Raw genomic sequence first — 19,544 nt, 5'->3', positions numbered from 1 at the left:
GCAAAGAAACTAATAATTGTTGCAATACTATGAATATTTACTGATTAATGCAAATTTTTTGTATTAATTTTTGCAGAAAGTTGCAGTATGGCTCAATTTGGTTGCTGGGAATGTATTCATTTGGCTGATGTGCTTGATCAATATTGCCTGGGCCGATAACGATGGTGTCGAGCCCGAGATTGTTTAAGTAGGGAGCTTCTGTACCAAATGCGACAGCTGCGGAGGCTTTGCCGGTAATGTGTTCGATCATTTGCGTGAGTTTTGCATCGGCGGCTGTTTCAAACGGCGGAACGCCACAAAAAATGGGCCGGTAGGCGAGCTTGAGTTTGCTTTCTTCAGGTAACACAGCACTTAAGCGTTTTTGCAAATCAGCACGTAATGAATCAATACTCATGCCAGGGAGTGGCCGTATATCTATTTGTGTTTCACAATGAGAGCAAATTCTATTTGGGTTGTCGCCACCGTGAATGGAGCCAATATTCATCGTCGGTGAGGAAACATCAAAGACTGGGTTTTGGTGCTTTCTTTGTAGTTCTTCTCGCCAGCGCAGCAACTCATTAATAATTTGATGCATTCCTTCGGTGGCGCTGGCACCTAAATTTGGGTTGCTTGAATGCCCAGCATGCCCGGTGACGATCAAGGACTCCATCATGACGCCTTTGTGCATACGGATAGGCGTTAAGCCTGTGGGCTCGCCAATAATGGCGTACTTTGCGTGTTGAAATTGTTCTTTAACGAGCGCCTGTGCGCCACTCATGGCGCTTTCCTCATCGGCGGTGGCCAGTATGGTTAAAGGCCGTTTGAAGTCGCTGGCTTTAAACCGGGTGGCTACCTCAATAGCTAACGCGAAGAATGATTTCATGTCCGTACTGCCTAGGCCATAAAAATTATTATCTCTTTCGGTTAGTTTAAAGGGGTCTTGTTGCCAATGGCGATTATCATAGGGAACTGTATCGGTGTGGCCTGATAAAACGAGTCCGTTAGCGCCCTTGTACTGTGGGCCAATGGTGGCGATTAGGTTGGCTTTCCCGCTTTGATCTGAAAGCGGCTCGATGCTGACCTTAAATCCGATGTTTTCTAACCAATCAGCCAATAGGTTAATAACGGCTAGGTTGCTTTGATCGTAAGACGCATTAGTACTGCTGACTGATGGCGTGCCGATTAAGGCACGCATCATGTCGAGAGTGTTAAGGGGTTTGATCAAAGTGTATAACCGTTACTCATGGTGTTAATTAACTGAAGGTAGACGAGTCACTTTCAATCAACTTTATCGGTAACAGCGCCTTCAGAGGCGGAGCTCACTAATCTTGCATATTTTGCTAAAACGCCACGTGTGTAACGAGGCTCGGGTCGAGTCCAGTTAGCAAGGCGTTGTTGAATGACATCGTCGTCTAAATGGAGTCGTAACTCATTTTTAACACTATCAATGGTGATGGTGTCACCGTCTTCAACAATTGCGATAGCGCCACCTTGGTAAGCCTCAGGTGTAATGTGGCCAACCACAAAACCGTGTGTTCCCCCAGAGAATCGACCGTCGGTAATAAAAGCAACTTTATCACCAAGCCCGCGACCCATAATAGCGGATGTTGGTGCCAACATTTCTCTCATGCCAGGACCGCCTTTTGGGCCTTCGTAGCGAATAACGAGCACGTCGCCTTCTTTAATGGAGCCATTGAGGATGCTCGTCATCGACTCTTCTTCAGAATCAAAGACACGCGCGGTTCCTGTAAAGCCGAGGCCTTCTTTGCCAGTGATTTTCGCGACAGAGCCTTCTTTTGCTAAATTGCCGTGTAATATCACTAAATGACTGTCTTTTTTAATGGCGTTATCAAGCGAACGAATAACATCTTGGTTATCTGGGTAAGGTGCTACATCAGCTAAGTTTTCCGCCAGTGTTTTGCCGGTAACGGTTAGGCAATCACCGTGCAGTAAGCCTGCATCCAAGAGGATTTTCATAAGCGGTTGAATGCCACCAATTTCAATGAGCTCGCCCATGGAGTATTTGCCACTGGGTTTCAAGTCGGCAACCATCGGTACGCGCTGGCCGATCTCGGTGAAATCGTTCAGTTCTAGTTCAACGTCGGCACTGTGTGCCATGGCCAATAAATGTAGAACGGCGTTAGTCGACCCGCCTAGAGCGATAACAACGGTAATGGCGTTTTCAAAGGCTTTGCGCGTCATAATGTCACGCGGTTTAATGTCTAGTTCCAATAGCTTTAGAACGGCTTCACCTGCGTCCTCGCAATCTTTCTTCTTATCAGCAGAAATAGCCGCCTGAGCTGAGCTGTTTGGTAAACTCATGCCCATCGCTTCAATCGCCGATGCCATGGTGTTAGCGGTGTACATACCGCCACAAGAACCGGCGCCTGGAATAGCCTTTGATTCAATGGCGTGCAATTCTTCGTCATCGATAAGGTTGTTTGCGCGTGCGCCAACCGCTTCAAATACTGAGATAACATCTAGCTTGCGCTGTTTGTGGCAGCCAGACAGAATGGTGCCGCCGTATACAAAAATAGCTGGGCGATTAAGGCGTGCGAGGGCGATCATACAGCCGGGCATATTTTTGTCGCAGCCGCCGATGGCAACAACGCCGTCAAAGCCTTGGCAGCCGACAACGGTTTCAATCGAATCAGCAATGACTTCGCGCGATGTTAGTGAGTACTTCATACCTTCCGTACCCATTGAGATACCATCAGAAATTGTAATGGTATTAAAAATAACTCCTTTGCCGCCAGCAGCATTTACGCCTTGAACCGCGTCATCGGCTAAGCCATTAATGTGCATATTACACGGTGTTACCATCGCCCATGTGGACGCTACACCCACTTGAGGTTTTTTGAAATCAGCATCATTAAAGCCAACGGCATGTAGCATCGCTCGGCTCGGCGCGCGTTCCATACCATCCACTACTTGAGAAGAAAATTTTCTACTATCGTTTTTTTTATCAGACATATTGTGCTCGTATATAAAGGTTTAAAATGAAGATTGCCAAGATGACTTTTTACGCCAGCTTATTTTAGGAAGGATGAACCCAAGCATGATGCCGAGCAGTAAAACGCCCGAGCCGATTAAAAACCAATCTAGGGCTTCGCTGTTGAGGAGGGTATCATTTTCTCTTTTCAAGCTTTCCAGTTCGCGTTCAATAGTCACTACACGCTGCTGAAGCTGGTTACGCTCGGCAAGAATTTGAACCGCATTGTTAGAGGTTTTTCTCAACTGTTCTAAATCACGTGACAAAGTGGTGTTGCGTTTCTTAAGCTCACTTGTTTCGCTGTCCAAGCTTCCTTTTTCTTCGCCCAGTTGGCTTAACTTTTGACTGGAATCGTTGAATTTTGTTTTCAGTAACTCTAGGGCAGCTTCAGCTTTGGCTAAGCGAGATTTTGCAGATGGCGTTTTATTTAGTAACCGTGACAGTACCCAGCCTTCACGCGTAGGGCTCAGTTTTATTTTTGAATAACCGGATGCTTGATCGCGCTCAATGATGTTGACTTTTTTGCCACTTTTTAGTGTGGCGATGATGCGATGGCCCGAGCTTTTGCCAGAACGAATCATAATGTCTAGTTCATCAGAGACGTAGGCGGGTTCGGCGATGACAGCAGAACTGGTTAAGAGGGCGAGTACTAAGAATATTTTTTTCACTAATGGTCCTTAAGGTATTGGGCTGAATATATCTAAGGTGTTACTTCATTAAGAATTCTAATAGGGCTTTTTGGGCGTGTAAGCGATTTTCCGCTTCATCCCAAATAACGCTTTGTTTTCCATCGAGCACTTCCGCGCTAACCTCTTCACCGCGATGCGCTGGTAAGCAGTGCATGAACAGTGCGTCGGGGTTTGCAACAGACATAAGCGACGAGTTGACTTGAAAATTCTCGAAGTCCTGCTCACGAATTTTTTGTTCTTCTTCTTGACCCATACTGGCCCAAACATCGGTGACCACGAGGTCGGCATTGTTGGCCGCTAGTTTAGGGTCGTGGAATAACTCAACGTGGCTGGCTGTGGCCGCTAGCAATTCTTGTTCTGGCTCATAGCCAACAGGGCAAGCGATGGCTAGGTTGAAATCGAGTAGCTTTGCAGCATTCATGTAAGATTGGCACATATTATTTCCGTCACCAATCCAGCAGACGCGTTTGCCTTTTATGTCGCCACGTTGCTCAAACCAAGTTTGTAGGTCGGCCAGCAGCTGGCAAGGGTGAAAACGGTCAGTTAAGCCGTTAATGACGGGTACGCTGGAGTTTTTTGCGAAAGTGCTAACGGTCTCATGGTCATTCGTGCGTAACATGATGCCGTCGACCATTCGAGAAATAACGCGTGCGGAATCTTCGATCGGCTCACCTCTGCCCAGTTGAGTGTCGCGAGGTGATAAGAATAGTGCACTGCCGCCGAAATGAGTCATCCCCGCCTCAAAAGAAATTCGAGTGCGTGTTGATGATTTTTCAAAAATCATCGCGAGAGCTTTATTTTTTAACGGCTCATAAATAATGCCATCTGCTCGCATCTTCTTTAGCTCAATAGCGCGCTGGATAATTGAGCGCAACTCGTCGGCGCTTAGGTCGTTTAGGGTAATAAAGTGGCGTGGCTTCATGCTCATACTGTACAGAAAGAATGGGTTAGTGGGCAATAATTAAGTCGCTAACAAGCTCGGTAATGTTAGCGGCTTCATCGTCGCTAATCGTAAGTGGTGGTAGTAGTCGTACCGTGTTACCGCCGGCAACGTTGATTAGCAGGTTTTTTTCTAAAGCCTTGCTCACAAGCTCGCTGCAAGGCGTTGATAATTCAATACCGATCATTAGGCCTTTTTGCCTGATTTCAACAACGTGCGCACAAGATTGTAACTTTTCCTTGAAGGCATTAGCCATGTTATTGCCGAGTTGTTCGGCGCGTAGCGCGAGTTGGTCGCGTTCTACGATCTCTATAACCTTCAGAGCAGCGGCGCAAGCTAATGGGTTGCCGCCAAAAGTAGAGCCATGCGTCCCAGCGGTTAGCAAGCCGGTCGCCTTGTTAGAGGTTAGGCAAGCGCCAATCGGTACGCCATTGCCGAGTGCTTTTGCCATTGTAACGACGTCTGCGGTAACGTTGTTTTGTTGGCTGGCTAAAAAGCTGCCGGTGCGGCCAACACCGGTTTGGATTTCATCCAGCATGAGCAACCAGTCATTTTTATCGCAAATATCACGCAGTTTATTCAGGTAATCAGTTGCGGGAATATTAATACCGCTTTCGCCTTGGATGGGCTCGACCAGTACGGCAACGATATTGGCATGCTGTTTAGCCAGTGTCTCTAGCGCGCTAACGTCGTCGTATGGAATATGACAAAAACCGTCAGGAAGTGGTGCAAAGCCTTCTTTAACTTTTGGGTTGCCTGTGGCCGTTAAGGTGGCTAGTGTTCGACCGTGGAAGCTATCATTCATGGTGACGATGATAGGATTTTGTATGCCTTTAGCGTGGGCAAAGCGACGTGCGACTTTGATCGCGGCCTCATTAGCCTCAGCGCCGGAATTGCTAAAAAACACATCGTTCATGCCGGTTAGTTCGCAAAGCTTGTCGGCTAGTTTCTCTTGTTTCTCAATGTAGTAAAGGTTTGAGGTGTGCATTAAGGTATTAGCCTGTTCGCTAATAGCAGCGGCTATTTCTGGGTGCGCGTGACCTAAACCACAAACGGCGATGCCGGATAACGCGTCAAGGTACTTGTTGCCTTTGTCGTCCCAAAGCCATGCACCTTCGCCTTTAACAAAGCGAACAGGTAAGGATGCGTAGGTTGGCATAATGTGGTGGTGCATAACAGGCCTTAATAATTAAGTTAAATTTGTATAAAAACAAAGGCAGCCTAATCCGGCTGCCTATTTTGTTAATAGATCATTATAATTCCCTATATGAGAATCAGCAACTAATCAACCATGGACGCCATTGAGTTAAGTATTTTTTCCAGTCGAATTGAGTCTGTTTGCGATGAAATGGGTGCGGTTTTACAACGGGCCGCCTTTTCTCCGAATATTAAAGACCGGCTGGATTTTTCCTGTGCAGTTTTTGATGCACAAGGGCAATTGTGCGCGCAGGCGGCACACATCCCTGTTCATTTAGGGAGCATGGCCTATGCGATGCAAGATATTGTCGATCAATTTGACTGGCAAGTAGGTGATATGGTGGCTTTTAATGACCCATACTTAGGCGGTACACACTTGCCCGATGTCACCTTAGTATGCCCTGTGCATGTGAGCTCGGTATTGGTCGGGTTTGTTGCTAATCGTGCGCATCACGCAGATATTGGCTCAGATACGCCCGGTTCAATGCCATTAGCGAAGCGGTTGGACGAAGAGGGTTTGATTATTTCGCCTATCAAAATTATGCGAAATAATGTGGCGTCTGCAGAGTTTGATGAGATAAAGGAGGCCTTAAGAAATACGGTCGAATCGACCGGTGACTTTAATGCGCAAATTAGTTCAAATCAGCGCGGCGCAAAGCGTTTATTGTCGATTGTAGCGGAGGCGGGTGTTGAGCAATATCGGCGTGCACTTGAACATCTAAATAATTATGGCGACCGTTTGATGCGTCAGTTATTAGATAGCATTCCTGATGGCGATTATGATTTTGTTGATCTGATGGACGATGATGGTCTAGGCGCTCAAGATATTGAAATTAAACTCAGCCTGATGGTGAAAAAAGGCGCGGTATTAGCGAATTTTACTGGCACATCGCCACAAGTTAATGGCAATATTAACTGCCCGTTATCAGTGGTGGCGGCCGCCGTTTATTATGTTTTTAGATGTTTAATGCCGGCTAATACACCGGCGTGTTTTGGTGTATATAAGCGAATTAAAATAAAAGCGCCTCACGGTTCGTTGATTAACGCGATTAAACCCGCAGCGGTGGCAGCGGGTAATGTGGAAACGAGTACGCGCCTTGTTGATGTTGTGATGGGTGCGTTAGCGAAAGCCATCCCAGAGAAAATCCCAGCAGCGAGTCATGGCAGTATGAATAACTTAGCAATGGGCGCTCGAACAGAAATAGGCAGTTGGAATTATTACGAAACAATAGGTGGCGGCATGGGGGCCGGTCGTCAGTATGCTGGCTTGTCAGGCGTGCAAACGCATATGACGAATACCCTTAATACGCCGATTGAGTCATTAGAGATGCACTACCCTTTACGGGTGAGTAGTTATCAAATTCGCAAAAACTCAGGTGGTGCAGGTGAACATCAAGGCGGAGACGGCTTAATTCGAGAATTACTGTTTTTACAGCCGGCAAATGTCACGTTGTTAACAGAAAGAAGGCGACATCAGCCTTGGGGTTTAAAGGGTGCTGATAATGGGAAATGTGGTGAAAACTGGTTGAATAATGAACCGTTGGCAGGAAAAGTAAGTGTTGATGTTAGCGCCGGCGATCGCTTGACTGTTAAAACACCGGGCGGTGGCGGTTACGGAATTAAATCTTAAATTTAAGTATTCGGGTATAATTAACTTACAATTTTTTTGAAGGTATAGATATGAGTATTAATGAACGAATAGAAGAGCAGCTCAATAGTCACACTGTTCTGTTGTACATGAAAGGGACGCCTTATTTCCCACAATGTGGCTTTTCAAGCAAAGTGGTTCAAATTCTACAGGCGTGTGAAGTCGAATTTGCCTACGTTAATATTTTTGACGATAATGATATTAGAGAAGGGCTAAAAGTTTATTCAAACTGGCCAACTTTCCCACAATTATATGTGAATGGTGAGTTAGTCGGCGGCGCTGATATTTTGATCGAAATGTTTGAAAGCGGTGAATTGAAAGCGTTATTAGATAACATTAAAGCTGCTTAGCGAACTCATCCCACTGATTAACAATCTTGCAAAATAAAACGGCGGTTTGCTCGGCGTCATACAACGCCGAGTGAGCTTGCTCGCTATCCCATTCAATGCCTGCGGCTTTCGCCGCCTTAGCCAATACAGTTTGCCCATAAGCCAAACCACCTAGCGTGGCAGTATCGAAGGTACTAAAAGGGTGAAATGGGTTTCGCTTAAAATTAGTGCGTTGTACGGCTGCATTCATAAAAGCAATGTCAAAAGCGGGGTTGTGCCCCACTAAAATAGCGCGAGTGCATTGCTGAGCTTTAACCGCTTCTCTCACTGGAGCAAATAATTTTCTAAGCGCCTCTTTTTCATCAATGGCCATGCGAAATGGGTGGTATGGATCGATGCCATTGAACTTTAAAGCGGCAGGGTCTAGGTTGGCACCCTCAAAAGGGACCACGTGTTCACGGTGAGATGATTGAATAACCAGCTGGCCAGATTCATCCATAGCTGGAATAACAACTGCCATTTCCAATAAAGCATCGGTCTTTGCGTTAAACCCTGCTGTTTCAATATCTACGACCACTGGCAGATAGCTACGAAAACGATTGGACATGGTTTTTACATCGGGATTTGGCATCTGTTGTCTGCTAACAATTTAAAAATATACCCGCTATAATAAATCAACGACCATCGGGTGGCGTGATAAAGTTGCCTCAAAATTAATTGGAGAGAGTTTCAATGGGATTAGCGGTTTATTTAAAAAAAGGAATGGTGTGTACAGTTATTGCCACGACGGCTATGTTGTCTGGTTGTGCATCACTGACATCGCAAGAAGAGAATGACCCTTTAGAGTACGTCAATAGAGGCATTTATCAATTCAATGAAAAAGCGGATGAATACATTCTTGAACCTGCAGCTAAAGGTTATCAGTATGTAACGCCGGAGATTGTCGATACAAGCATTACTAACTTTTTTAGCAACTTAGATGACGTGGTTGTTTTTGTAAATGACGTATTGCAACTTAAATTTAACCAAGCGATATCAGATGCTGGCCGTGTAGCAGTGAATACGACAGTGGGTATACTTGGCTTTGTTGATGTGGCGACCGATATGGGCATGCCAAAGCACAAAGAAGACTTTGGTCAGACACTCGGTGCCTATGGATTGGGTACAGGCCCATACGTCGTGTTGCCAATATTGGGATCAAGTACCTTACGTGATACGGTCGGTCTTTATGCGGATGCATTTGTAGATCCTATTCAGCAAATTAACGACTCTGATGCAATGTGGGCGACTATCGCGCTGAAAGGTGTTGACCTTCGAGCCGACTTAATAATGACAAAAAAGATCGTTGATCAAGCATCGTTAGATCCATATGAGTTTGAAAGGAGTGCTTATTTTCAACGCCGTAATTACTTGATTTACGATGGCAACCCACCGCTGGATGATGAAGATATATTCGATGATGAGTAAATAAGAACGCAAATAAAAAGCCCCGTAATCGGGGCTTTTTATTGTCTATTGTCTGATGCGCTTTAACGTTTTATTGTCCAGCTCAAAGGAGTTTCTTGTCTGAAGGGCGTGAGTGTTTGTTCGTTAAATGAGTAATGAGTAGGTGCTTGCCACTGTTTTTTAAGCAAGGTTATTGTTTGCTCGTTTCTCGCTAATTGATAGAAATCTGGCCCATGAAAACTGCTGAAACCCTCCAGTTTATCTAAGGCGTTTTCCTTATCAAATATTTCAGCATAAAGCTCAATTGCGGCGTGAGCTGTAAAGCAACCGGCGCAACCACAGCTGGCTTCTTTTGCGTTAGTGGCATGTGGCGCGCTATCTGTTCCAAGGAAAAACTTGGGGTTGCCACTGACAGCAGCTTTTACCAGTGCTTTTCGGTGTGTTTCGCGTTTTAGAATAGGTAGGCAGTAATTGTGCGGGCGAATACCGCCAGCCAATAAGTCATTTCGGTTAAATAAAAGGTGCTGTGGCGTTAGCGTAGCCGCGGTGTGATTATTTTCTTCTACAAAGTGAATGGCTTGTTCAGTAGTTGCGTGCTCCAGTACGATTCGTAGTTCTGGGAAGTTACGCCTAATAGCGCTTAAGTGTCTGTCGATAAACGCCTGTTCGCGATCAAAAATATCGATGTCAGAGTCAGTTACTTCGGCATGAACGAGTAATGGAAGGTCGCATTTTTGCATTTCCTGCAAAACTGGGGCTAATTTTTCTACGTCAGTAACACCATTGGATGAGTTGGTTGTGGCGCCGGCAGGGTATAGTTTCGCAGCAAAAATATGTTCGTTTAAGCTTGCTTGCCTAATATCATCGACGCTGGTGTTGTTTGTTAGGTAAATCGTCATCAACGGTTGAAAGCTGCTGCCCTTAGGTATGGCATTTAAAATTCGCTGCCGATAAGCAGTGGCTAATTCTGCGTTGACAATAGGCTGCGCTAAATTAGGCATGATGATAGCCCGTTGAAATTGGTTGGCCGTAAACGCAACGGTAGTGCTTAGTGCATCGCCATCACGTAGGTGCAAGTGCCAATCATCTGGTTTAGTAATGGTTAGTTGAGCTGTCATATTTGCCTGAATTAGATCGTATTCGCTATAAATTCAGCTTATTTTACATACATTGCTTGCTATAGACCTTGTAAATCGCCGAAAATAGCGAGTTCAGTTAAGTGCTTGTGTGTTTTTGCGCGCGGGTCAACATTTTAGTATTGTCGGAGCGAAATTAAAACATGCCTATTTATGAATACAAATGCGGTGCGTGCGAGCATCGTTGTGAGGCGTTGCGAAAAATCAGTGACGCACCTTTAACAAAGTGCCCAGAGTGTGGCGAAGAAACATTGACTAAAATGATTTCCGCGGCAGGCTTTCGATTAAAAGGCAATGGCTGGTACGAAACAGATTTTAAAAGCGGTAATAAGAAAAACTTAGCGGAAGGCTCGTCAAAGAGCACGAGTGAAAAGAAAACATCGAGTGAGAGTAAATAAGAGCTTTCGGCTCTTATTGCTAACGATTCAATAAAACATGACAGTAAGGAATAAAATAAATGCGTAGTCATTATTGCGGCGACATTAACGAAAAAGACCTAGATCAAGAAGTAGAAATTTGCGGATGGGTGCATAGACGACGCGATCACGGTGGCGTTATTTTTATTGACTTGCGTGATCGCGAGGGCATTGTTCAAGTGGTTTACGACCCTGATCGTGCAGATTCGTTTGCGATTGCCGAAAGTGTGCGTGGCGAATACGTGTTGAAACTTCGTGGCCGTGTACGCCGTCGTCCAGAAGGCACGGTAAACCCTAAAATGAAGACTGGTCAAATCGAACTGTTAGGCTTGAACTTAGAAGTGCTTAACGAATCTAAAACACCGCCTATTCAAGTAGATGGCGATATTGAAGTAAACGAAGAACTGCGCCTGCGCTACCGTTATATCGATTTACGTCGTCCAGAAATGCTGGAAAAAATTCGCATGCGTCGCGAAGCAACATTAAACCTTCGCCGTTTTCTAGAAGATGAAGGTTTTTACGAAATTGAAACACCATTCTTAACCAAAGCAACACCAGAAGGCGCGCGTGATTATTTAGTCCCTAGTCGTACCCACGAAAATAGCTTTTTTGCCTTGCCGCAATCACCGCAGTTATTTAAACAATTGTTAATGATTGCCGGTATGGATCGTTATTATCAGGTAGTGCGTTGCTTCCGTGATGAAGATTTACGTGCGGATCGTCAGCCAGAATTTACCCAATTGGATATTGAAACCTCGTTTATGGACGAGACTCAAATTATGGCAATGATGGAAGGCATGATTCGCCGACTATTTAGTGAAGTGATTGATGTGACGTTACCAGAACAATTCCCAACGATTACTTATGCCGATGCGATGGATCTGTATGGCACAGATCGCCCAGATTTACGTAACCCATTAGTATTAAAAGACGTGGGCGACTTAATGGCAGGTGTTGAATTTAAGGTATTCTCTGGCCCTGCAAACAGTGAAACAGGCCGTGTAGCCGCATTGCGCGTACCGGGCGCTGGTTCACTAAGCCGTAAAAACATTGATGAATATACAAAATTCGTCAGCATCTATGGCGCGAAAGGGTTGGCGTATATTAAAGTGAATGACCGCGCGGCTGGCATTGACGGCTTGCAGTCACCGATTCTGAAATTTTTGCCGGATGATGTTGTTGAATCCATCATGCAACGAACAGAAGCGCAAACGGGCGACATCGTCTTTTTTGGTGCAGACAGCATTAAAGTAGTTAACGAAGCATTGGGCGCCTTGCGTGACAAAATTGGCAAAGACCAAGGCTTATTAGAAGGTGACTGGGAACCTGTTTGGGTTATCGACTTTCCTATGTTCGATTGGGATGAAAAATCAAACCGCTGGACAGCCCTGCACCATCCGTTTACAGCACCTGCTGGAGATATTGCAGCATTGCAAGCTAACCCGGGTCAAACAATCTCAAGAGCTTACGATTTAGTGCTTAATGGTACCGAAGTAGGTGGTGGTTCTATCCGTATTCATAAAACTGATATGCAACAAGCGGTGTTTAATCTACTAGGCCTTGAAGAGGAAGAATCTAAAGAAAAATTTGGTTTCTTACTGGATGCGCTAGAGTACGGCTGTCCACCACACGGTGGTATTGCTTTTGGCATGGATCGCTTGGTTATGTTGATGTCCGGTGCGAGTACAATCCGCGACGTGATGGCATTCCCGAAAACGCAAACAGCGGCGTGTCCATTAACATCAGCGCCGGCAATGGTGAGCGACGCGCAGCTTAAAGAGCTGGGTATTCGTTTAAGAAAACCACCTGTGGTTGAAGAAAAATAAGGTTATTTGTTATGTCTACACCTGTACGCAATATTCAAGATTATTCATTGCTCAGTGATGAAGAGTGCGATCAACGTATTCAAGCCGCGAAAGAAACGTTAGGTGATCGCTGCGTTATTTTGGGCCATCACTACCAGCGTAATGAAGTGTTTAAACACGCAGATGTTAGTGGTGATTCGTTAAAGCTTTCCGCTTATGCGGCTGACTCAAAAGCAGAATTCATCGTTTTTTGTGGCGTACATTTTATGGCAGAAGTGTCCGATATTTTGTCACGTCCAGAGCAAATTACTATCTTGCCCGACCTTGCTGCAGGTTGTTCAATGGCAGACATGGCTAATTTGAAAAATGTTGAGCGTAGCTGGAAAGAATTAAATGCAGTTCTTAATGCTGATGAGATGGTGACACCGGTCACCTATATCAACTCAGCAGCAGACTTAAAAGCTTTCTGCGGTCGTCATGAGGGTATCGTATGTACTTCGTCAAACGCCGAGAAAGTACTCAATTGGTGTTTTGAGAAACGTGAAAAGATATTGTTCTTCCCAGATGAGCATCTTGGTAGAAACACTGGTTATAGAATGGGTATCCCACAAGAAGAAATGGTCGTGTGGGATTTCAATCAGCCGATGGGCGGGTTAACAAAAGAACAAATTAACAATGCAAAAATGATTTTGTGGAAAGGTTTTTGTTCGGTTCATCAAATGTTTCAAGCCAATCAAATTGATGATTTTAAAAAGCAATATCCAGAAACAATCGTTATTGCACACCCAGAGGCTAATTTTGAAGTGTGTGAAAAAGCCGATTATGTTGGCTCAACAGAAGCCATTCTAAAAACCGTTCGTGAAGCAAAATCAAATACACGCTGGTTGATTGCAACAGAGCTTAATTTGGTTAACCGCTTAAAAGAAGAGGTGAAGGACCAAGGCAAGCACGTCCACTTTATGTCACCTACCGTGGCGATGTGTTCCACCATGTTTAGAACCGATCCGCAGCATTTGGCATGGGTGCTTGAGAATTTGGTTGAAGGAAATTTGGTTAATCAAATTCAAGTGGCAGAAGACGATAAGGTTATGGCTAAAAAGTCGCTAGATAGTATGCTGTCGATTTTTTAGAATGATTAAAGGATTTGCTTTATATTGAGAGTAGGCCGGCCCCTTGGTTTTACTTAGTGGTGTTTGTTGGAGCGCTTTTCATCAATTCTGTAATTCCTTCTCGTAGCTTTCTGAGGTCCTCAGTATGAGGAATTTCAACAGTTTTGTTTTTTTCTTCTGCCCATTGTAAAACCTCTTCTGCTTGCCGTAGTTGACCATTTTTTATTAAAATGATAATCATACTGATCAGTGGGTCTAAGTAGTTTTTATCCAATAAATGCGATTTTTGAAATTCATTTAGTGCTTGCAAACTATTGCCCTTAGCCTCAAAACCTTTGCCGTATAGGTAATGAAAGAGGGAGCTATCTGGGTGATTGGTCAAAATCAATTTTAACCACGCCATGTAGTTGCTGACTATTCCTTTACAGGACTCTTTTGTCAGGCAAGTAGAAATACTCATTAAGGCGCCTCGTGTTGACGGCGTTAATGTGTGTTGGTTCAACCTTCTTAATGTCTCGTTTTGCAGTGTAGGTGGAACACTCTGCCCTATTTCAGTCAGCATATGCTGATAATGTAGCGTGTATGTTGCTTCTTCTGGCGCGAGTAGCATCGCTTTTTTTATAGATTCAATAGCGGATTCTATATTGCCAATTTTATGATTAATATTACTATTAAGTGCTTGTGCAGCAGCAGATTGCGGGTGATGTTTAGCTTCAAAAAAAGCAAGCCTTTCAAAGCTGCCCCATTGATAGGCTCTAGTCGCGGTTGTGAGGCTGCATAGTACGCATAAAGAGAGTATGGCAAAAAGGTTTTTTTTGTCAGTGATTTTATTTAAGTTAACCAATGAGTATGCGGACAATATGAGCCCTAATGAAGGGAGATAGTTCCTATGCTCATGAGCCATTTCTAAAGGAATTATTGTTGACTCGATCAAGTGACCTATAAAAAACCATAGTACACCTAGTGAAAACAAAGGGTTCTTGTGTTTAAAGTAGAATGCGGACACAAGTAATGCTGTGATAAATGCAATTGAAGGGATTGCTGTGAGGGGGGTAATTAGTGATGTGGAAATTAGTATGTCATCGTGAAATAGGCCAAAAGCATCTAATCTGGGGATGAAAATTAAAGAAACATAGAAAGTTAATACACGGCTTTGCGTTAGCAGTCTCTCAAACATCGTAAAATCTCGTGAACCATAGCCGTTATAAGCAAATATAAAGAGCTCATAGAGCAAGTAACAAGCTGCGAGGCAGAATGTTATTTTTAAGCCGCTAGTTGCCTTTTTAAAATAGCCCAGAAGAAAATTATTGTTAAAAACAATGCTTTCTATTGTAAGTAGAATCAAAGGAATAACCGCTGCATTTTCTTTGCTGTATAAGGCAAAAACCCAGCATGTAAAGCTGGATTTGCTATAGAGAATAGCTTTAAAGGTGGAGTTTTTTTCCGTATGGGTCTGTCTCGCAGATAAGTAAAAAATAATGCACAGTAAACTGAACAGAGCACTTAAAGAGGTCATTCTTTGAACGATGTAAAGAACGCTTGTTAGGTTGATAGGGTGAACCAGCCAAAGAGCCGAGATTGAGGCTGCAATAATGAATCTTTGTCTTGGGGTTGAACTTTTTTTATATAGAAGCTGAATTAGCTGCCGGCATAAAACAAAAACAAGTAAGCCATTGATAGCGTGAATAACTATGTTGGTTATTTTAAAGGTAGAAGCTTGGTATTTGCCGTTCCATAAATAGTTAAGCGCGAAACTCATCATTGGAATGGGCCTTTTAAGGGGGCCTGCGTGCCCTGATTGTGCGCTTGCAACTAGGCTGTCGCTGTTAAGAGTTGTTATTCGTAGAAGCGAATTTTTTGTAATACTGCTTTGGTCGTCAAATATAAATGGCCCGCTTACACCAGGGCCATATATTAAAGCGCTAATGAGTAGAGCCGGTAGACCGATTAATAATAATGATTTCCAGCTCATAAAAAAGGCGACCTTTCGGCCGCCTTTGCATTTTGTTAATAGACTCAATTGTTATTATTAACGTCTTGGTTTGTATTTGCTTTTAATTCCGTCGGCAACCGCGCAAGCATTATTACCTACAGCTTCAACGACGATGTCGGATGCAGCAAAGGCAGTAGACTTGTCAACATCTGTTGAGCTAGCTGTGATGGCGTCTGATGGTGCTACTTCGCCCGCTACTGCCCAAGTTAAATTAGATGCTTGACCACCATCAATATAAGGAATGTATTGGAAGCACTTACCTGATGCCTCACCAAGGTCGTTTAGTGTTCGTAATGCTACCGTAATACGCGGGAATGTCGTGTCACCTGTTATTGAAATTTCGGATACATATTGTGATGCAACAGTGCTTACGCCTAGGGATTCATGTCCAAAAATTGAAGTGGAAAGGTATGCATTTGTGAGGTTTCCTTTTTCACTCCAGTACACTTCCATTGCTGTTTTAACGGCGCCACTAACAGAGGCACCTTCGTTTACACGTGCTTTAATGGTGTAATCTTTGTAAGCGGGAATCGCTAACGCAGCCAAAATACCAATAATCGCGACTACGATCATTAGTTCGATCAGGGTGAAACCCTTTTGACCGTTTTGTTTCATTGTTTGTAGGTTTTTCATGTTTATATCCTTATTAAGATGTAATAAATTTTACTTGCAGGTAGATTAATGCATAGACTATGCCATGTCATATTTTATTGATTTATTTTTTATAACCTTATGATTGCAAAGTTGTTTTATTTGATGAGCTTTTAGGGTTTTTTAAAGCAGCAGGGGTCTAATGATTTTTTTGTCATAAAGTGACGCTGAAGGTCACTTATTTTTAGTCTTCCAGCTCTAGTTTTTTTAAACGATAACGTAATGCGCGAAATGTAATCCCAAGCTCTTTGGCTGCTGCAGTTTTGTTCCAGCGTGTTTTTTCTAGTGCGTTAACAATGGCCTCTTTTTCCAATATGCCAAGATAATCTTCTAATGGCGCGTCTGCTTGTAGGGCGGTGTTTTTTTGTGCGATTGGCTTTGCTTCGCTAGAGAGGCTTGTTCTGCTGTCAAGTTTGGGTAATTGTAAATCGCTTTGCTGGATGACATTGTCATCACATAATGTGAAGGCGCGTTCTAATATGTTCTCCAGCTCACGAACATTACCGGGAAAACTGTATTGCTCAAGTGCCTTTAAGGCATCCTTCGTGAGCTTTATGGTGTCATGTTGAGCGCTATTTAATTTATTGAGTATGTGGCTCACGAGTTGTTTAATGTCTTCTTTACGCTCACTCAGTTTGGGTAGTGGTAATTCGATAACATTGATACGGTAATATAAGTCTTGTCGAAAATAGCCCAGTTCCACGAGGGTGCTTAAATTTTTGTGGGTTGCACTGAGGATTCTTACGTCAACAGGTATTTCTGTGTCGCTACCGACAGGTCGAATGGATTTTTCTTGAATGGCTCGCAGTAGCTTTACTTGCAGATGTAGTGGTAAGTCGGCTATTTCGTCTAAAAATAGCGTGCCACCACTGGCGGTTTGAAATAAGCCTTTTTTATCAGCAATCGCACCGGTAAAGCTGCCTTTCTTGTGCCCAAAAAACTCGCTTTCCATGAGTTCATGTGGAATCGCACCACAGTTAATAGGGACGAAGGCTTGCGTTGCTCGTGGGCCCTTTTCGTGTATTAGTTTTGCCACCAGTTCTTTGCCGGTACCAGATGCACCACTTATATATATAGGTGCTTGGCTGCGCGCGAGTTTTGTAATGCTAGCGCGTACTTTTGCCATCACAACAGAATCGCCCAATAATTGATCTCGGCTACGCCGGTCAACAGGTTCGATAGTGTCATTTATTTTTATGGCGGAGCTGACAAGGCTTTTTAGGCTTTTTAGATCAACAGGTTTTGAGACAAAATCAAAAGCGCCCAACTTTAATGCTTTGATAGCAACTTCCATACTTCCAAAGGCGGTGATGACGGCGGTGGGAATACTGGGGCAGTGCTTTTGAATATGTTCCACGAGTTCAAGTCCATCCCCATCTGGCAGTTGAAGATCGGTTAGGCAAATATCGAAGGTATGTTTTTTCAGTAGTAGCTTTGCTTCGCCCAAATCTTGAGCGGCTTTGCTTGCGATGCCCATGCGGGATAAAGTGATTTCTAGTAATTCTAGAATATCGGGTTCATCGTCAACAATTAGTGCAAGTGCTTGGGTCATTTGGTTTTAATGGGCTGTAAAAAGAAGGGTGAAACAACTACCGCCTGTCGGTCTGTTAGCATAGCTTAATTTAGCATGGTTAAGGTCTGCAAGTTGATTTGAAATGTAGAGGCCAAGTCCTGTTCCGGACGGCGATGTTGTGAAAAATGGCTCGAAAACTTGTTGTGCAATTTTTTCTTCCATGCCTTTGCCGTCGTCACAAATAGTTATAAAGACTTGTTGGCTCTGTGGGTGTTTGTCTACTTGTATATAAATGATTGGCAAATTATTAGGGAGTTGACCGTACTTTAGTGCGTTGCTACAAAGGTTATCAATGATCTGTTTAAGGTGATTCTTATCGAAAAGAATTGTCTTTGTGTCATCGTTGATTGTTATCTCTATGGGTGAGTTTGAAAGCCCAAATTGTTCTTTAAAGTCACTCTCGAATTCCTCCAGCCATGTATGTAACGTGATAGTTTCGATATGACTTTCTTCTTGGCGTGATAATTGAAGGATGCTTTTGACTATGCTGTTTACGCGTCCGGTGTGATTGTGAATGATATCGAGAAGTCGTCGGTCTTCATTCTCAATGGAATTCGATTCGGAGAGTAATTCACCCGCGTGGCTAATGGCGCCTAAAGGGTTGCGAATCTCGTGAGCAATGCTAGCGGTTAGCCTGCCAAGTGAAGCTAGTTTGCCTTGTTGAATTTGTATATCAATAGTTGATAAATCATCGAGGAAGATAATGTAAGCATTCTCTGCAAGCATATCTAGCTGGCTAAAACGAAGTTTGGTTCTTGGTAAATCAACACTAGCGGCGATATCAGCGGTGTTTTCTGCCGGGTCTCTTTGCCAGCGTTTAAATAGCTGCCAACATTCGGTGGACGCGTCAGATAGAGGCTTGCCAAGCGTAATTGGGTGGCCAAGTAAGGTGTTGGCTGCATCGTTAGCAAGACGTACATTATTCTGCTGGTCAACAACAATAATACCTGACTGAAGGTGCTTGATCACGTAGTCATTCAGTTGCACGAGGTCATCAATTTCACGGCTTCGTTGCTGGGCGATTTGTTCGGAGGTTTCAACGCGCTTTGCTAAGACCAGTGCCAGTATAGAGATAGTAAAAAAGGAGGCGCTTAAAACACCCGCGTAGGTATAGGCCGTTTTAGCGAAGGCATGTGTTATGTCGGCATAGCTTTGTTCCCCTAAGACCGCAAATGTAGCGATAGCCGCAAAAACTAAGGTACATTGACCGCCCGCCAATAAGCCACCCGCCGCAACGCTGACGGCTAGTAGAATACCTAGGCCGCTAGTGATGCCTCCGCTAGCATGCATTAGTAAGGTAAGAAAAATAACATCGGAGATGATTTTGAACTGAACTTGCCGAGTGTAAGGAATATAGGGTTTGCGGATAAAAACGGTGCTAAAAGTGGTGATGGCTAGGTAAGCCAAGCTTACAGATTGAAATAAACTAGGGTTAGTCTGACCGAAAATAGAGGGTCCGGTATGGCTAATGAACAAACCAAAGAAAGCGGCAGACAGCACTAATTGATAAGCATGAAAAACCTTGAGTGTTCGCCAGGCTTGCTCAGCGGGCAGCTGAAAGCCGTTACCGAAAGGGCAAGTTTTTACTAAAAGGTCGGGTATATGAGTTGCGGACATATGCTTATTATAGATCTTTGGCTG

Annotated in this window: 17 protein-coding genes; 6 read left to right on the top strand and 11 right to left on the bottom strand. The window is 44.0% G+C overall.

Features of this window, described 5'->3' with window-relative positions; translation table 11 throughout:
* Positions 1-37: 37 nt before the first annotated feature.
* From argE to AB1Y31_08960, 5 genes are read right to left on the bottom strand one after another with little or no spacing between them, the layout of a single operon-like run.
* Positions 38-1,204, bottom strand: coding sequence for an acetylornithine deacetylase (argE, locus tag AB1Y31_08980; protein ID MEW4983302.1), 1,167 nt, complete (start codon positions 1,202-1,204; stop codon positions 38-40).
* A 53-nt stretch (positions 1,205-1,257) separates the two neighbouring features.
* Positions 1,258-2,952 (bottom strand): dihydroxy-acid dehydratase, encoded by a 1,695-nt coding sequence (ilvD, locus tag AB1Y31_08975; protein MEW4983301.1) that lies wholly within the window; start codon positions 2,950-2,952, stop codon positions 1,258-1,260.
* Between the two features lie 21 nt (positions 2,953-2,973).
* The gene (locus tag AB1Y31_08970) at positions 2,974-3,639 is read right to left on the bottom strand and encodes a TIGR04211 family SH3 domain-containing protein (protein ID MEW4983300.1); all 666 of its coding nucleotides are present in this window, start codon (positions 3,637-3,639) and stop codon (positions 2,974-2,976) included.
* 40 nt (positions 3,640-3,679) lie between these two features.
* Complete coding sequence (gene argF, locus AB1Y31_08965; GenBank protein MEW4983299.1) at positions 3,680-4,582, bottom strand: ornithine carbamoyltransferase; 903 nt, start codon at positions 4,580-4,582, stop codon at positions 3,680-3,682.
* A gap of 25 nt (positions 4,583-4,607) precedes the next feature.
* On the bottom strand, positions 4,608-5,774 hold the full coding sequence (locus tag AB1Y31_08960; GenBank protein MEW4983298.1) for an aspartate aminotransferase family protein: 1,167 nt from the start codon (positions 5,772-5,774) through the stop codon (positions 4,608-4,610).
* 117 nt (positions 5,775-5,891) lie between these two features.
* Here AB1Y31_08960 and AB1Y31_08955 point away from each other — a divergent pair, with 117 nt between their 5' ends.
* Together AB1Y31_08955 and grxD are read left to right on the top strand one after the other, a co-directional pair.
* A complete protein-coding gene (locus tag AB1Y31_08955) occupies positions 5,892-7,427 on the top strand; it encodes a hydantoinase B/oxoprolinase family protein (GenBank protein ID MEW4983297.1) in 1,536 nt (511 codons plus the stop codon).
* A gap of 50 nt (positions 7,428-7,477) precedes the next feature.
* Positions 7,478-7,795, top strand: coding sequence for a Grx4 family monothiol glutaredoxin (gene grxD / locus AB1Y31_08950; protein ID MEW4983296.1), 318 nt, complete (start codon positions 7,478-7,480; stop codon positions 7,793-7,795).
* Here the strand turns inward: grxD and rnt are convergent.
* Entirely contained in the window at positions 7,782-8,405 is a 624-nt protein-coding gene (rnt, locus tag AB1Y31_08945) for a ribonuclease T (GenBank protein ID MEW4983295.1), read from the bottom strand. The two genes, grxD and rnt, sit on opposite strands and share 14 nt — an antisense overlap.
* A 101-nt stretch (positions 8,406-8,506) precedes the next feature.
* Between rnt and AB1Y31_08940 the strand changes: the two genes are divergently transcribed.
* The gene (locus AB1Y31_08940) at positions 8,507-9,241 is read left to right on the top strand and encodes a VacJ family lipoprotein (protein MEW4983294.1); all 735 of its coding nucleotides are present in this window, start codon (positions 8,507-8,509) and stop codon (positions 9,239-9,241) included.
* 62 nt (positions 9,242-9,303) lie between these two features.
* Here the strand turns inward: AB1Y31_08940 and pyrC are convergent, their stop codons facing one another.
* A complete protein-coding gene (pyrC, locus tag AB1Y31_08935; GenBank protein ID MEW4983293.1) occupies positions 9,304-10,338 on the bottom strand; it encodes a dihydroorotase in 1,035 nt (344 codons plus the stop codon).
* 161 nt (positions 10,339-10,499) lie between these two features.
* Between pyrC and AB1Y31_08930 the strand changes: the two genes are divergently transcribed.
* Genes AB1Y31_08930 through nadA form a run of 3 tightly spaced genes read left to right on the top strand, consistent with a single transcriptional unit; the run spans position 10,500 to position 13,707 of the window.
* Positions 10,500-10,754 carry a zinc ribbon domain-containing protein gene (locus AB1Y31_08930; protein ID MEW4983292.1) on the top strand — a complete coding sequence of 85 codons (255 nt, stop codon included), beginning with the start codon at positions 10,500-10,502 and terminating at the stop codon, positions 10,752-10,754.
* A 59-nt stretch (positions 10,755-10,813) separates the two neighbouring features.
* Positions 10,814-12,598, top strand: coding sequence for an aspartate--tRNA ligase (gene aspS, locus AB1Y31_08925; protein MEW4983291.1), 1,785 nt, complete (start codon positions 10,814-10,816; stop codon positions 12,596-12,598).
* An 11-nt stretch (positions 12,599-12,609) separates the two neighbouring features.
* Positions 12,610-13,707: a quinolinate synthase NadA gene (gene nadA / locus AB1Y31_08920; protein MEW4983290.1), complete on the top strand. Its 1,098-nt coding sequence runs from the start codon at positions 12,610-12,612 to the stop codon at positions 13,705-13,707.
* A gap of 49 nt (positions 13,708-13,756) precedes the next feature.
* Here the strand turns inward: nadA and AB1Y31_08915 are convergent, their stop codons facing one another.
* From AB1Y31_08915 to AB1Y31_08900, 4 genes are all read right to left on the bottom strand, one after another.
* On the bottom strand, positions 13,757-14,545 hold the full coding sequence (locus AB1Y31_08915) for a hypothetical protein (protein MEW4983289.1): 789 nt from the start codon (positions 14,543-14,545) through the stop codon (positions 13,757-13,759).
* 1,170 nt (positions 14,546-15,715) lie between these two features.
* Positions 15,716-16,312, bottom strand: a complete 597-nt coding sequence (locus tag AB1Y31_08910) for a prepilin-type N-terminal cleavage/methylation domain-containing protein (GenBank protein MEW4983288.1) — start codon at positions 16,310-16,312, stop codon at positions 15,716-15,718.
* A gap of 202 nt (positions 16,313-16,514) precedes the next feature.
* The gene (locus tag AB1Y31_08905; protein MEW4983287.1) at positions 16,515-17,882 is read right to left on the bottom strand and encodes a sigma-54 dependent transcriptional regulator; all 1,368 of its coding nucleotides are present in this window, start codon (positions 17,880-17,882) and stop codon (positions 16,515-16,517) included.
* A gap of 6 nt (positions 17,883-17,888) precedes the next feature.
* A complete protein-coding gene (locus AB1Y31_08900) occupies positions 17,889-19,520 on the bottom strand; it encodes a HAMP domain-containing sensor histidine kinase (GenBank protein ID MEW4983286.1) in 1,632 nt (543 codons plus the stop codon).
* Positions 19,521-19,544: the final 24 nt, after the last annotated feature.

The organism is Cycloclasticus sp., from assembly GCA_040743155.1.
Lineage (GTDB): Bacteria > Pseudomonadota > Gammaproteobacteria > Methylococcales > Cycloclasticaceae > Cycloclasticus.
Note: the sequence above shows the minus strand (reverse complement) of the source record. Positions and strands in the feature narration are given on the sequence as shown.